At 63.4% G+C, this 13104-nt stretch carries 14 protein-coding genes and 1 tRNA gene; 13 read left to right on the top strand and 2 right to left on the bottom strand.

Annotation, left to right across the window (positions count from 1 at the left end):
- The first annotated feature begins 14 nt into the window (after positions 1-14).
- The 6 genes from RAH40_RS17255 to RAH40_RS17235 all read left to right on the top strand — a co-directional run bounded on the left by RAH40_RS17255 (position 15) and on the right by RAH40_RS17235 (position 4355).
- The gene (locus RAH40_RS17255) at positions 15-374 is read left to right on the top strand and encodes a helix-turn-helix domain-containing protein (RefSeq protein WP_306598829.1); all 360 of its coding nucleotides are present in this window, start codon (positions 15-17) and stop codon (positions 372-374) included.
- The gene (locus tag RAH40_RS17250) at positions 371-1060 is read left to right on the top strand and encodes an ImmA/IrrE family metallo-endopeptidase (RefSeq protein ID WP_306598828.1); all 690 of its coding nucleotides are present in this window, start codon (positions 371-373) and stop codon (positions 1058-1060) included. Before RAH40_RS17255 ends, RAH40_RS17250 begins: the two co-directional genes overlap by 4 nt.
- 137 nt (positions 1061-1197) lie before the next feature.
- Positions 1198-1677 (top strand): multiubiquitin domain-containing protein, encoded by a 480-nt coding sequence (locus RAH40_RS17245; RefSeq protein ID WP_306598827.1) that lies wholly within the window; start codon positions 1198-1200, stop codon positions 1675-1677.
- The gene (locus RAH40_RS17240; protein ID WP_306598826.1) at positions 1652-2836 is read left to right on the top strand and encodes a ThiF family adenylyltransferase; all 1185 of its coding nucleotides are present in this window, start codon (positions 1652-1654) and stop codon (positions 2834-2836) included. Before RAH40_RS17245 ends, RAH40_RS17240 begins: the two co-directional genes overlap by 26 nt.
- 77 nt (positions 2837-2913) lie before the next feature.
- Positions 2914-3270 (top strand): DUF6527 family protein, encoded by a 357-nt coding sequence (locus RAH40_RS23060; RefSeq protein ID WP_373432580.1) that lies wholly within the window; start codon positions 2914-2916, stop codon positions 3268-3270.
- Positions 3271-3575: 305 nt separating this feature from the next.
- A complete protein-coding gene (locus RAH40_RS17235; protein WP_306598825.1) occupies positions 3576-4355 on the top strand; it encodes a GIY-YIG nuclease family protein in 780 nt (259 codons plus the stop codon).
- A gap of 79 nt (positions 4356-4434) precedes the next feature.
- Here the strand turns inward: RAH40_RS17235 and RAH40_RS17230 are convergent, their stop codons facing one another.
- A complete protein-coding gene (locus RAH40_RS17230) occupies positions 4435-4902 on the bottom strand; it encodes a hypothetical protein (protein ID WP_306598824.1) in 468 nt (155 codons plus the stop codon).
- Positions 4903-5179: 277 nt separating this feature from the next.
- Here RAH40_RS17230 and RAH40_RS17225 point away from each other — a divergent pair, with 277 nt between their 5' ends.
- The gene (locus tag RAH40_RS17225) at positions 5180-6649 is read left to right on the top strand and encodes a HEAT repeat domain-containing protein (RefSeq protein ID WP_306598823.1); all 1470 of its coding nucleotides are present in this window, start codon (positions 5180-5182) and stop codon (positions 6647-6649) included.
- 514 nt (positions 6650-7163) lie between these two features.
- Here the strand turns inward: RAH40_RS17225 and RAH40_RS17220 are convergent.
- A tRNA-Met gene (locus RAH40_RS17220) sits at positions 7164-7240 on the bottom strand.
- A gap of 81 nt (positions 7241-7321) precedes the next feature.
- Between RAH40_RS17220 and RAH40_RS17215 the strand changes: the two genes are divergently transcribed.
- The 6 genes from RAH40_RS17215 to RAH40_RS17190 are packed head-to-tail and all read left to right on the top strand — an operon-like array spanning position 7322 to position 13104.
- Complete coding sequence (locus tag RAH40_RS17215; protein ID WP_306598822.1) at positions 7322-9268, top strand: M1 family metallopeptidase; 1947 nt, start codon at positions 7322-7324, stop codon at positions 9266-9268.
- 48 nt (positions 9269-9316) lie between these two features.
- Complete coding sequence (gene pyrF, locus RAH40_RS17210; RefSeq protein ID WP_306598821.1) at positions 9317-10036, top strand: orotidine-5'-phosphate decarboxylase; 720 nt, start codon at positions 9317-9319, stop codon at positions 10034-10036.
- A gap of 3 nt (positions 10037-10039) precedes the next feature.
- Entirely contained in the window at positions 10040-10600 is a 561-nt protein-coding gene (locus RAH40_RS17205; RefSeq protein ID WP_306598820.1) for a hypothetical protein, read from the top strand.
- Between the two features lie 3 nt (positions 10601-10603).
- Entirely contained in the window at positions 10604-11113 is a 510-nt protein-coding gene (locus RAH40_RS17200; protein ID WP_306598819.1) for a hypothetical protein, read from the top strand.
- Between the two features lie 24 nt (positions 11114-11137).
- Entirely contained in the window at positions 11138-12232 is a 1095-nt protein-coding gene (locus RAH40_RS17195) for a hypothetical protein (protein ID WP_306598818.1), read from the top strand.
- On the top strand, positions 12232-13104 hold the full coding sequence (locus RAH40_RS17190; protein ID WP_306598817.1) for a hypothetical protein: 873 nt from the start codon (positions 12232-12234) through the stop codon (positions 13102-13104). The genes RAH40_RS17195 and RAH40_RS17190 overlap by 1 nt, the downstream gene beginning before the upstream one ends.

Raw genomic sequence — 13104 nt, 5'->3', positions numbered from 1 at the left:
CGTAAGCTTACATCATGGTAAAAACCCTTGGCGATCGAATCCGGGAACTGAGGGAAGGCAAGGATCTCTCCCTCCGCGAGCTTTCCAAAAAAGTAGGCGAGGCGTCTGCGGCGTTCCTTTCCGATGTGGAACTCGGGCGGCGGTTTCCATCCGAGAAGACCTTGGTCAACCTCGCGGACGCGCTCGAGACCACCATCAAGGATCTCCAACAATACGACAGCCGACCTCCAGTGGAGGAGATGCGACGTATCGCCAACGCCCACCCGGCCCTTGGGGTCGCCTTCCGGAAACTCATCGAGCTTCCCGTCGAAGAGCAATTGAAGATCCTAAAGAATCAACTTCCCCCCTCCGACCCCGGGGAGAGGAAAAAATGAGGACGTTCCACGGACGAGGGAGCCCCTTCCTGGAGCGTCCGCACTTCAGCGACTGGGAGATCGACCAAATGTGTGAGGAGGCGCTCCTGGCCGTAGGCTTGCTTCCATCCAATCCGGAACCGATACGGGTTGAACGTTTTATTGAGAAACGTTTCGGGGTGTCCCCTGTCTACGAGGACCTTCCGGCCGGGGTGCTCGGCTACACCCTATTCACCGACACAGGGGTTCGGAGCGTCCATGTTGGGAATCACCTGGTGGGCAACGGAGAAAAACCGTTGGAGCGCCGACTCAACTCGACGCTCGCCCACGAGGCGGGGCACTGCCTCATGCATGCCCATCTGTTCGCATTCAAGGACGTCGGTCTCTCCTTGTTCGGGCGGGATCCCGACGTCTCGGCGACCAAGGTGCTCTGTCGAGACGCGGAGCGACAAATTCGCCAGACCTATGACGGCCGTTGGTGGGAACTCCAGGCCAACAAGTCGATCGGCGCCCTCCTGCTGCCGCGCCGGACCCTCCGAACCGCGTTGGAGCCTTTCCTCATCCGCCCTGGTGAGCTTACAGAGGTGACCGTCCCGGAGTCACTGCGGGAAGACGCGGTCAGGTCCCTCGCCGAGATCTTCGACGTGAATCCCGCCGTTTCCCGAATCAGGCTGAACACCCTTTACCCCCTCGGGGACGGCGGATAGGATAAATTTTTTTGTACCCCTTGTAAGCTTCGTAAGCTGACGTATGCTTTGTTTGGAGATCGGAATGCCAGCCCCTTAGCCACCACCACCCCGCCAAGCTCACGCGCCCCTCGACCGCCACCTAACGGAGAACCGCCATGCATGAAACCGGCTCAGAATCGGTACAACCCCATCAGGTCAGGATCCACATCGACCAATCCCCATACCATGCCTCCAGTCCCACCACCGGTGAGGCCCTTTACCGGCTCGGCCAGGTGGCGGAGGGGCTCGTCCTTTTCCGCGAGGTCAGGGGGGACGAGGAGGACCAGCCCATCGCCAACGGCCCTGAACCCTTCCACCTCCAGGAGGACGATCATTTCCACACCGGGCCAAAACGGGTCAAGGAGGTCCAAATCTTCGTGAACGGGACTGCGAAGATGACGACCGGGCCGATGATTTCGTTCGACCAACTTGTCGCCCTCGCCTTCAACCCCATCCCGTCTGGGCCGAACATCTTATTCACCATCTCCTATGAGGACGGCCCGCGCGAAAACCGCGAAGGATCCTTGAAGGAGGGCCAATCCGTCCACATCAAGAAGGAGATGATCTTCAATGTCACGACAACTGATAAATCGTAGCCAAGACCTCAAAAACCTGTGGGAGGAAGGGTACAGCCTTCGAATCAAGTCAGGCCACCTGTTGGTGAAGAACGTCCCTTACGTCAACTCGCGCAGGGAGATCCTCCGCGGCACGCTGGTGATGAAGCTCAACCTGGCCGGGGATGAAACCGCTAGGCCGGAGGACCACGTGGCCTACTTCGCCGGCGAGCAGCCTTGTTTCGAAGACGGAACCGAGATAGAAAAAATCAAAAACCCAGCCGGGCCCCAGACCCTCGCGGAAGGGGTCGTTGTGGACCGTTGTTTCTCAGCCAAGCCGCAGCCATCGGGGTTCTACCCGGACTTCCACGCCAAAGTATCAGCCTATGTGGACATCCTATCGGGGCCGGCGTGGCGGCTCGATCACACGGTCTCGGCGAAAACCTCCGCCCTCGTCGAGCCCGAAGTGGATGAGTCGGTGTTCAATTACATTGACACCGCCTCCAGCCGCGCCGGAATCGCCCTGATAACCAAGAAGCTGGAGCTAGGGAAGGTCGCAATTGTCGGGTTAGGCGGTACAGGGTCCTATGTCCTCGACCTGGTGGCCAAGACCCCGGTCAGGGAGGTCCACCTCTTCGATGGGGACACGTTCTTCTCCCACAACGCCTTCCGGGCCCCAGGCGCCCCCACCCTCGAGCAACTCCGTCAACGGCCCCGGAAGACGGCCTATCTCACGGAGATCTATTCACGGATGCACCGTGGGCTGATAGATCACCAGGCCTACCTGGAGAACGAGAATATCGATTGCCTCCAGGGAATGGACTTTGTCTTCCTCTGCCTGGATAGCGGCCCCATCAAAAAAGCGCTCGTCGAGAAGCTGGAGGCCCTCGAAATTCCGTTCATCGACGTGGGCATGGGGGTGGTTGAGGCGGAAGGTGCACTGGGAGGGATCCTACGAGTGACCACCAGCACCCCGGCCCGGCGGGACCATCTGCGTGGGCGGGTCTCCTTCTCTGATGCGGATGGGGGGAACGAGTATGACCGGAACATCCAGATCGCCGACCTCAACGCCCTCAATGCCGCGCTGGCGGTAATCAAGTGGAAAAAAATGTTTGGCTTCTACCGGGACCTCAAGCAGGAGCACCATTGCCAATACACCATTGACGGCAATTTGCTTCTCAACGAGGACCGCCCAGAGTGACGCGAGCAACCGCCCTCAGCCACAAGTTCGTTGAATTCATCCCAGAGGCCCTGCTGGACGGGGAGATATACATATCCATGCGCTTCGCGACAGCCTCTCACAAATGCTGCTGCGGCTGCGGGAACGTGGTGGTCACACCCATCAGGCCCACGGACTGGACACTGATCTTCGACGGCAGGGGCGTCTCACTATATCCGTCTATCGGCAATTGGGGATTCAAATGCCAATCCCACTACTGGATCCGGTGCAACCAGGTGGTCTGGGCCCAAAGGATGTCACCATCTGCGATCGTGGAAGGCAGGGAGCATGACCGCCAGGCGAAGGAGGCATTCTTCATGGATCTCAGTGCCGAAGCGGCTGCGGGCCGGCCTGGAGCAAGGAAGCAGAAGCGCGGGCTATGGCAGAAATTAAAGGAATGGGCCAATGGCTCGTGAGAGGAAGGCGAAGCCGTGTCATCCGGGAGCCGCACCCGGAGTTACCCCCCGCTTGATGGCCTTCAAATCGACGTAATGGGTAAAGGAATTGTTGTCCACATGGCATCACCGCGCCGACCCCATTAACCCGGGCCCGAGCCCCTCCAGGCACTCCAATTGAATTGGAAAGAGGATGCTTCCCATTCGTCTCGCCACGGGCAACCTTGAGTGGCAACGCGTCCAGGTCCACATGACTCAGGAGACCAACGGCTATATTTGCCTTGGCCCCAAGTGTATGCGCGAACCATTTTGGGCATACTTGGTGCATGCACAAGCACTTCTCCTTCGATTTCCTCAAGACGATCTCAGAGCAGCTCTACGCAGAGCTGGAGACGAACCTTGGAGTCACAGTGCTCAATCCGGATTCCCTGACGGCACTTAGGGATTTTCAAACGAGCAATCAAAGTCTTCAGGGAGTTTACGTAGTGTATTACAAAAAGTTGCCAATGTATGTCGGTAAAGCCAATGATATCTATGATCGTCTTAGCCAGCATCACGAAAAATTAAGTGGACGCCTTAACATAGATTTGAATCAGATTGGATATAAAGCTATCTATCTAGACAAATCTATGAGCACGGCGGCGAACGAAGGTCTCATGTTAATGATATATAATGAAACTTATAATCATCAGATGTGGAATGGCGGTGGATTCGGTCCGAAAGATCCTGGAAAGAACAGGGACAACACAGAACCCGGTTATTTCGATAGAAACTTTCCAATTATTGCCAATTTCACATTGACATCAGTTTCCGACCTGGAAACCGTACAATCACTTTTTACTAAGATGAAATCGGAACTGCCGTTCGTATTTAGACATCAGAGATTGGAATCGGCGATAGGCCGAATCCCGGTCGACCTCTCGAGGGTGCCAAAAACTGCCCTAGAGTTGTTCCGCACAGCGATCAAGCTCTTCCCGCGTGGCTGGCAGGGCGCCGTCATAAGTTATGGAATGGTAGCCTACAGGAACGCCGGTAGGGTTTATTACGAATTCGCCGATGAGGTCGTCTTACCGAAGCGAACAGTGGCCAGGAAACGGTCCCTCTGATGCATCTACCGGGAGCGCCCGTTCTCCGTGGACTGGCTCGCCAGCGCAACCGCAAGATTGTCCTCGAAGCCGGGTTTAATTACTTGGGTTTGGGCCAACGCTGAGTGCCTATCGATTTGAATTTGGCCACGCCGAGCGAATGCCTTTCATTCCTGGCGACGGAACCTGGCGCTTCCAATGCGGAGATGACGTTCGCGCGGAGCGCCTCATGAATCTCGGTCGCCTCGAAGTCCTCGTTCAGCAGCACCAAAAGGACGGCATCCCAATCCTTGGAGATATCGATCGCCCCAAGCCGCTGTCCAGGCTTGGCCCCCGGCAGAATGCAGCGACCTTTGATCTGAACTCGGAACGGGCGTCCCCGCCGGGTTTCGGTGGCGTCATAGCCCGCTTGTCTGGCCTCGGTTAGTTGGAGGTCGAGGATTCGCGCGGCCTCGAATTCCGCCACCTCGCCCGTGATCCCGAGTGGTTTCCCCGTCAACGCCCGGTATTGCTGGGCCAACGCCTTGGCCTCTCGTAGGATCTTCATCACTGCGGCTTGGTTTTTCATGTGTGAATTATGGCACTCCAGAGGACAAAGAAGGCGATCAGCATCCGTCCTCGTGGTCGAGGTTAAAGGGGGATTGTGGCACCGTAACCAAGAATGGTGACAAGTGGGACGCAAAGGACACCGTGCCTGTCCCCGGGCACTTGAACTGACCCTGCGGCTCCGTCATTCTTCCACCGGAAGGAGCGGCATCCTGGGATTCGGGTGGCGAAGGACGAGATGGCAAGGAACCTACGCGGGTGAACCGGTGGGCCAGGATGAGACCCGCGAACCCACGCCCATGGAGATCTATTTCGAACTCCTGAGCAAGCCGCCTAGCTACGAGTACCACCAGCACCGGGGCTACAGCATCGGTTCCCACGCGAACCACGTTGAGGCCCTGCAGGTGGCCAACCGGCTTGCGAACGACCCTGATCCCGGCTACCGGGCCTTCGGAGTCAAGGCCCTGGTTCCGCTGCTCAGCCGCGGGTTCATGGAGGCCCAGCGGAAGCTCCAGGAAATGGTGGGGGATCCTTCCCCCGAGGTCCGGCAGGCCCTTGCTTGGGGGCTGGTGGACGAACGGAAGGATTGTTCTGCGCTGCTGCTTTCGCTGTCCCGGGACCCAGTGCCCGCAGTGCGGGCTGACGCCGCGCCCGGGCTGGCTGCTCAGGAACTCCCCGAAACCCGGGAGCGGTTCCTGGAACTGCTGCGGGATCCGGATGATTCGGTCCGGGAAGCTGCCTCTGATTGCTTGTACTACCCGGAGAAGGACCCCATCCGGCCCGAGGAGGCGATGGACCTGAGGTTCGACCCGGTCCCGGCTGTCCGGGCCCACGTGGCCCGGTGGTGTTCCTGGCTGCCGGCCCCGGCGGCCGTGGAACCGCTCCTTGAAATCAGCCAAGACGTTTCCGGGAAGGTGCGCACGGCGGCCCTGGACGCTCTGGGCAAATTCCTCGAACAGGACGCGCGAGCCCTTCCCCGGATCCTCACCGGGCTGGAGGACCCGGACCCTTTTGTCCGGACCATTGCGGCGAGCCTGCTCCACCGACATCCCGCGCCGGAAGTGCTGGCCAGGCTGCTGGCGCACGCGAACGACAGCGATACTGACGTGCGTAACTATGTGGCCCGCGCCATGGAAGGACGGGCAACCTTTGAGATGCTGCCGATTCTGGAACGCCTGGCCGACGATGAGGCCCATGCCCTGACCCGGTGGGCCACGGCCAAGGCCCTCATAGACGTGCCGGGCGCCGAAGCAGAGGCGCTGCTGGTGCACCTGATGCGGGATCCCAGCAAGAAGGTGGCGACCGCAGCCAGGAAGGCCCTTGAATTCCGGGCCAAGGCCAGCCTGGCCTCGCCTCCGGCCACCTTCGAATTGCGCTACGGGCGCGAGGAATCGGTGGCCACACGCCTGGCGTTCCATGGCCGAGACAAGAAGCATCCCCTGCGGGCCTGGGAGGCGTTCCTGGACCAGGTGGAACGCATAGACGGCATCAAGGCTGCATCAACCGGGGATTCGCCAGCGGTGGTCAGGTTAACCCAGGGTGGTGCTTGGGCTGTCTTGCCTTTCGGCCCGGCCCATTGGATGTGCCTGGAATGGAAAGCCGGCCCTGGACCGAATGAGAGCCCGGTGCTCAGCTATGCAGTGCGCAACACGGAGGAAGTTCGGGCATGGTTCCAAGGTCTGGGTCCAGGGAAGGTATGCCAGGGCCGGAAGCTGGCGAAGGCCTTAGGCTGGCAATACAAAAATTCTGACGATGAAAGTAGTTCGTGAAGGGCTGAGGATAGTGTTCTTCCATCCAATATGAGGATGTCACTTACGGTGGAGTCACAATCCTCGCCGAGGGGCTTATCGCGCTGTCCTTCGACACAACGTTCAACCGAAGGCCGAGGGATTGAAGCTAAAGGACGGCCTGCTGGTCAGAAGATCTGATCCACCTTGGGGATTGACACGCTCCAAAAGGCAGGCTAGGCATGGGTTTCAAGGCGTCTTGGCCATCCCATCATCCATGGCCCTTTGGACTTCGCCCACCTGCCCCAAACGTCTCCATTTGGAGGAGAGTGGGACCAGGGCCAGTTCCCTTTTGGGTACCCCCCCGGAGAGGCGTTGGTCCGTTACAGGTATGTTTTAAGTACGTTTTAAGTCAAATTAATTAATTATGTAAAAATTAAAAACTTCATGGACCCACTCCCAGTGCCATTCTTCGCGAATGAGCACCTGGGAACCCAGTATTTTCGGGCACCCGCAAAACACTGAAGCCCGAAACCTAATGGTTTCGGGCCTCTATTGGTAGCGGGGGCAGGATTTGAACCTGCGACCTTTGGGTTATGAGCCCAACGAGCTACCGGACTGCTCCACCCCGCGCCGGAATAGTTAGCATATCACCGGCGGGGCACCAATGCAAAGACGGATTGCGCTAATCTCAAGGCCGATCCGAGGGAACACATGCAGCGACTGGTGAAAATGGCGGTGGTGGCGTTGGGGTGCTGGAGCCTGGGGGCCTTCGATCCGGGGCACTGGTTCGATAAGCCCAAGTCGTCCAGAATCGCAAATTATCGCATCGAGGCTGCGCTGGACTGGCCTGGGAAGGCGCTGGAGGGGCGGGAGACCATATCCTGGCGCAACACCGGCACGGCGCCCACGGCGGAGTTCCCGCTGCACCTGTACCTCAACGCCTTCAAGGGGCCGCAGACGATCTTCGCCAAGGAGGCCCTGGGCGATCCGGAATTCCGGGGGTTCGACGCCCGGGACCCCAGGAACTACGGATACTGCCGGCTGCGGTCGGTGGCCATGGACGGCAGGGCCCTGGACGGGCACTTCGGGGAGGACGAGACCGTCTACTGGGTGCGCCTGGGCCGCCCCGTGGCGCCGGGGGAGACGATCCGCCTGGAGGTGGCCTGGGAGAGCCGGTTCCCCAGGGCCCTGGCGCGCACGGGGTGGAGCGGGGACGGCACGGGGAACTTCCTCATGGGGGCCCAGTGGTTCCCCAAGGCCGGCGTCTACGAGGGCGACCGGTGGACCTGCTCGGCCTATCACGCCCGTACCGAGTTCTACGCCGACTTCGGCACCTACGACGTGGAGCTGTCCCTGCCCAACGCGCTCCTGCTGGCGCACGTGGGCGCCCAGACGAACTTCAGGACCCAGGACGACGTCACCCCGGACCCCAAGCGCAAGCTCAACGTCATCTGGAAGCTCCACGCGGAGGACGTGCACGACTTCGCCTGGGCGGTGATGCCCTCGCGCAGCTGGAGCTTCAAGAGCTTCGAGTACCGGGGCGTCCAGGTCTTCTGCTACTACCAGCCCGAGAACAAGACCAACCTCGAGCGGCAGATGTTCGCCGCGCGGGTCGCCCTGCGCCACGGCGCCGAGTGGTTCTTCCCCTACCCCTACCCCGTGCTCACGGTGGTGGACGTGCCGAAGGAGGCCAGGGGCGCCAACGGCATGGAATACCCCACCCTGGTGACGGCCTCCTCGAAGCGTTTCGACCCCCTCTCGGTCCGGTTCGACCCGGAGATGACCACCGTCCACGAGATCGGCCACCAGTGGTTCTACGGCATGGTGGCCTCCAACGAGGTGGAGGAGGCCTGGCTGGACGAGGGGTTCACCACCTGGTTCACCCAGCGGGCCATGGAGCGCGGCTACCAGAGCATCCACAGCAGCCGCAGATTCCAGGTGGGCACCGACGCCGTCGAGCATCTCGAATACTGGCTGGAGCCGTCCATGGACCCCGTCACCCGGCCGAGCTTCCTGACCCGGAGCTTCATGTCCTACGCGGTGGCCTCCTATGCCAAGCCCGCCATGGTGCTGGCCCAGCTCGAGGCCATGATCGGCCGGCCCCAGATGGAGCAGGTGATGCAGACCTACGCGCGGGAGTTCGCCTTCCGCCACCCCACGGGCCGGGATTTCCGGCGCGTGGCCGAACGCGTCACGGGGCGGGATCTCACCTCCTTCTGGAGGGACTGGCTGGACGGCACGGAGGTGCTGGACATCGCCATCGCCAAGGTCGACGTGCGCGAGGTCCTGGAGGGCGGCTGGATGGATTCCCCCAAGGGGGCGGTGTTCGCCGCGCCCCAGCCCGCGGCGCCCGGAAGGCGCGGCGTGATCACGCTTGAGCGCCGGGGCGGGATCCGCGTCCCCGTCACCCTCTGGGTGCGGCTGGAGGACCGCTCCGAGCGGCGCCTCACCTGGGACGGCCAGGACCGCTGGGCGACCTTCGAGTTCGAAAGCCCCGTGACCGCCGCCGTCCTGGACCCGGACGGGAACTACCCCATGCTCAAGGACCGGCTCCATGCCAGCTATTCGGCCAAACCGCTGCGCCGGGGCTTCCACTACTGGGCCCAGATGGTGGTGGGCGCCATCACCGGGCTGCTGCAGGGGGCGGGGATCGGTTGATGCGGGCGCCGCGGGATCTGACAGAATGCTCCTAGCGGGGGTGAGTGCATGAACGTGGCCCAATCCATCATCGACCGGCTCGTCGTGGCCCTGGACGTCCCCACGGGCGCGGAGGCGCTGGCCCTGGCCCGGGCCCTCTCGGGCAGGGCCGGAATGTTCAAGGTGGGGCTCGAGCTGTTCTGCGCCGAGGGCCCGGGCTTCGTGCGGGAGGTGCAGAAGGCCGGCCCGGTGTTCCTGGACCTGAAGCTCCACGACATCCCCAACACCGTCCACCGGGCCATGGAGGCCCTGCTGCCCCTGGATCCGTCCCTGGTGACCATCCACACCCAGGGCGGCCCGGCCATGATCGAGGCGGCGGCCCAGGCCGTGAAGGCCCACCGCCAGCGCGGAGGGCGTACGAGGCTCCTGGGCGTGACCGTGCTGACGAGCCTGGACCGGGAGGCCCTGGCCCGCCTGGGCTCCACCGCCGAGCCCGGCGACCTCGCCCTGCACCTGGCCCGGCTGGCCAAGGAGTGCGGCTGCGACGGCGTGGTGTGCTCGGCCCACGAGGCCGCCCAGGTGCGCGACGCCTGCGGCGCCGACTTCCATCGCCTGACCCCGGGCATCCGCCCCGGGGGGGTCGCCACCCAGGACCAGGCCCGCGTGGTCACGCCCGCCCAGGCCCTTCGCGCGGGCGCCACGTGGCTGGTGGTGGGCCGGCCCATCACCCAGGCCCCGGACCCGGCCGCCGCGGCCCAGGGGATCCTGCTCGACATGGCCGGCGCCTAGTCCATGTCCACCACCTCCCCCCTGGTCTTCCGTCCCAGCGTCGCCCAGCGCGCCCTGGCCGTGCTCCTTTGCGCGGGGTCCTGGCTCGTGGGGCTGCGGGCCATGAACATGCTGGTGGACGCGGTGCAGGGGCTGACCACCATCCTCCACCAGGCCCTGGCCCTGGGCGAGCCCACCACGCGCATCTGGCTGGTGCTGATCATCTCGGTGCTGCTCTGCCTCCTGGGAGGGCTCCTGCTGCTCTTCTCCACCCTGGGACTCGTGCTCATCGAGGGCACCCACGTCCTGGTGGACGAAATGGGGGTCACGGTGGAGCACCAGGGGCTCCCGCGGCAACTGGCGCGCCGTCTGGGGGCAGGGCACCTGCCCTGGAAGTACGTCGCCCGCATGGAGAAGGGGCGGATCTTCTTCCTCCTCAAGGGGGGCCTGCCGCCCCTGGAGCCCCCCTCCGACCTGGCGGCGGCCAATGCCCGGACCACCCTGAAGCTGCTCATGGTCGACGAGCTGGAGCGGCTGGTCCTGGTCATCCTGGAAAAGAGCCCCAACCTGACCTTCAAGGACTAGTCCATGGACCCGATCCACCACCGCCGCCGATGGTACTACGCCCTCTGGTCGGCCCTCCTGGTCCTTAGCGCCGGGGCCCTGGCGCTGTGGGAGAACCCCTCGCGCACCGACCTGGCCTCCTTGCAGGTGGTGCTGACCGTCCCGGGCGCCCCCGGGGGGTCCCGGCTGCAGGCCTGGGCGGGCCCCCGGAAGGCGTGGCCGGGAGCGGCCTGGTCGGGCCAGGGGGCCTTCGCGGACCTTGCCCTTCCGGCCTCCGGAACGGCCACCCTGCCCCTGCTGCGCGTCCCCATCGCCCGCCGCCGGTGGGTCCGCGACTACATTCCCAGGGGCACCTGGGACCTGGTGATGCTGAAGGTGGTCCCGCCCTCCGGAGCCCCCAGGTACTATGCCCTGCCCGTCGCCGAGGACATCCGGGTGGGCCTGCTGAGGCCCCGGTACCGGCTCACCGCTTCTATAGATGTTTCATGGAACAACCTCAAGGTCGATGCCGGACCGCCAAATCGGGTACCCTGATTTCTTCCCTTGATTGGAGCCCTCATGCGAATCAATCCGTTCCTGACCATGGCCCTGGTCCCCGCCGCCCTCGTGGCGCAGACCCCCGCCGCCATCGACTATGCCGCGGTCCTCAAGGCCCAGACGCCCGCCGTGGAGGAGCTCCTCAAGGACTTCCATCCCGTCGAGGCGCTCCAGAAGGCCGAACCCCTCCTGCCCGCGACCCTGCCCGCCTTCGACAAGAGCGGTCCCGGCGCGGCGATGCAGGCCTCCCTCTCCTTCAGCGGCCTCACCCGCCTCTACCTCCTGAACGTCAAGGCCGCGGCCATGGCCGGGGAGTGGGAGAAGACCCTGGACTACCTCCTCAAGGCCCAGGCCTGCGCCAAGGTCAACTACGAAAGCACCAAGGAGGCCCTGACCCCGCTCCAGGCCAGCTGGACCCAGGCCATCGAGCAGGCCCAGAAGGGCGTGGCCGACGGCGCCGCCCGCATCGCCGCCATCAACGCCAAGGCCGGCCGGAACGCCGCCGAGGAGGCCGAGTACCAGGCCTTCCTGGCCAAGGACAAGGTCTACAACAACCCCAAGACCCCCGCCGAGAAGAACGAGGCCGCCAAGTACCTGAAGGCCAACCTCCCCCGGTTCCAGGAGCTGGAGGCCAAGTCCGTCACGCCCCAGGAGCAGCAGGATCTCGCGGCGTACAAGCAGTGGCAGGCCAACATCGCCAACGGCCCCAAGGCCATCAAGGCCATCCAGGAGAACATCGACGCCACCAAGGCCGAGTACGACGCCTGCGCCCCCAAGATCGCGTCCTTCCAGAAGAGCCTCAAGGACGAGTCCGAGGAGATCGCCAAGGGCGTCGCCGACGTCAAGGTCAAGGGCAAGGTCGTCAAGGAGACCAGCGGTCCCAAGTACGACGAGAAGCGCCTGACCTACTTCGAGAACGTCATGAAGACCAAGGCCAACTACGAGTCGCGGGCGTCCAAGCAGGACAAGCTGAACTTCCTCTTCCGCCTCCGCCACAACGTGATGGGCACGGCCACCGAGAGCAAGGTGAACGAGATCATCGACCGCGTCCGCGCGGACCAGGATCCCTTCCCCGCGGAGAAGAAGGCCGCCGCCAAGGGCAAGAAGGCCAAGTGATGGCGAAGGCCCAGGCCCTCCTCCCTTCCCTGCTTGCCCTGTCCCTCCCGCTGCTCGGCCAGAACCTGCCGGAGAAGTTCAAGGACAACCGCGCGGCCTGGGAGGAGAACCTGGCCAAGGGGGTTTCGGCCCCCGTGCGCAAGGCCACGGAAGCCGTCCTCGCCCAGGACGGCCCCGCCGTGAACCCCTCGGACTACAACGCCATGCACGCCATGGTGGCCGTCATGAGCCTCGCGGCCCGGTCCTGCGTCCTGGAAGGGGCCTGGGAGGACGCCGTGGGCCACCTGCAGAAGGCCTCCCGCGCCGCCGCGGACAACGTGGCGGCCGCGGAGGGGACCTTCGGCCGCATCCGCAAGCAGCACGAGGAGAACCTCAAGACCTGGCGCGCCGAGGTGGCCAAGCTCGACCAGCGCCTCGCGGACATGGACACCCTGGGCGGGCTCACCTCCGACCAGATCAAGACCCGCACCCAGATCCGGGCCCAGCTGGACGAGTACCGCAACGCCATCGCCTCGAGCGAGCGCTCCCTCAAGGAGATCGACACCCTGACCGAGCAGCTGCGCAAGGAGCAGGAGGTGTACGCCGCCTCCCTCGCCGAATGGCAGGGCTTCCTGGCCAAGGAGAAGGCGGACCTCACCCGCAAGGGCTCGGCCGAGGCCTACGTCGCCGACAAGCTGGAGCAGGTGAAGGGTGACGACGCCAAGCCGCTGCCCGAACGCCTGGCCTATGCCCGCAGGCTCCTGCGCCTGGATCCTGAGAGCAACGACTGCAAGCGGCTCGTGAACGGCCTCATGGGCAAGGACGAGGGTCCCCCCACCCCCAAGGCCAAGGCCGCGCCCCGCAAGAAGCGCAGGCCCAAGGCCAAGGCATAA

It is taken from the genome of Geothrix sp. 21YS21S-2 (assembly GCF_030846775.1).
Taxonomy (GTDB): domain Bacteria; phylum Acidobacteriota; class Holophagae; order Holophagales; family Holophagaceae; genus Mesoterricola.
The sequence above is the reverse complement of the archived record's forward strand: the minus strand, read 5'-3'. Positions and strand labels throughout refer to the sequence as shown.

Coding starts and splice junctions, on each gene's coding strand:
- RAH40_RS17245 (WP_306598827.1), top strand. CDS start 1,198: ATGCATGAAACCGGCTCAGAATCGGTACAACCCCATCAGGTCAGGATC.
- RAH40_RS17195 (WP_306598818.1), top strand. CDS start 11,138: ATGCGAATCAATCCGTTCCTGACCATGGCCCTGGTCCCCGCCGCCCTC.
- RAH40_RS17225 (WP_306598823.1), top strand. CDS start 5,180: ATGGAGATCTATTTCGAACTCCTGAGCAAGCCGCCTAGCTACGAGTAC.
- pyrF (WP_306598821.1), top strand. CDS start 9,317: ATGAACGTGGCCCAATCCATCATCGACCGGCTCGTCGTGGCCCTGGAC.
- RAH40_RS17255 (WP_306598829.1), top strand. CDS start 15: ATGGTAAAAACCCTTGGCGATCGAATCCGGGAACTGAGGGAAGGCAAG.
- RAH40_RS23060 (WP_373432580.1), top strand. CDS start 2,914: ATGCGCTTCGCGACAGCCTCTCACAAATGCTGCTGCGGCTGCGGGAAC.
- RAH40_RS17235 (WP_306598825.1), top strand. CDS start 3,576: ATGCACAAGCACTTCTCCTTCGATTTCCTCAAGACGATCTCAGAGCAG.
- RAH40_RS17200 (WP_306598819.1), top strand. CDS start 10,604: ATGGACCCGATCCACCACCGCCGCCGATGGTACTACGCCCTCTGGTCG.
- RAH40_RS17190 (WP_306598817.1), top strand. CDS start 12,232: ATGGCGAAGGCCCAGGCCCTCCTCCCTTCCCTGCTTGCCCTGTCCCTC.
- RAH40_RS17215 (WP_306598822.1), top strand. CDS start 7,322: ATGCAGCGACTGGTGAAAATGGCGGTGGTGGCGTTGGGGTGCTGGAGC.
- RAH40_RS17240 (WP_306598826.1), top strand. CDS start 1,652: ATGTCACGACAACTGATAAATCGTAGCCAAGACCTCAAAAACCTGTGG.
- RAH40_RS17250 (WP_306598828.1), top strand. CDS start 371: ATGAGGACGTTCCACGGACGAGGGAGCCCCTTCCTGGAGCGTCCGCAC.
- RAH40_RS17205 (WP_306598820.1), top strand. CDS start 10,040: ATGTCCACCACCTCCCCCCTGGTCTTCCGTCCCAGCGTCGCCCAGCGC.
- RAH40_RS17230 (WP_306598824.1), bottom strand. CDS start 4,902: ATGAAAAACCAAGCCGCAGTGATGAAGATCCTACGAGAGGCCAAGGCG.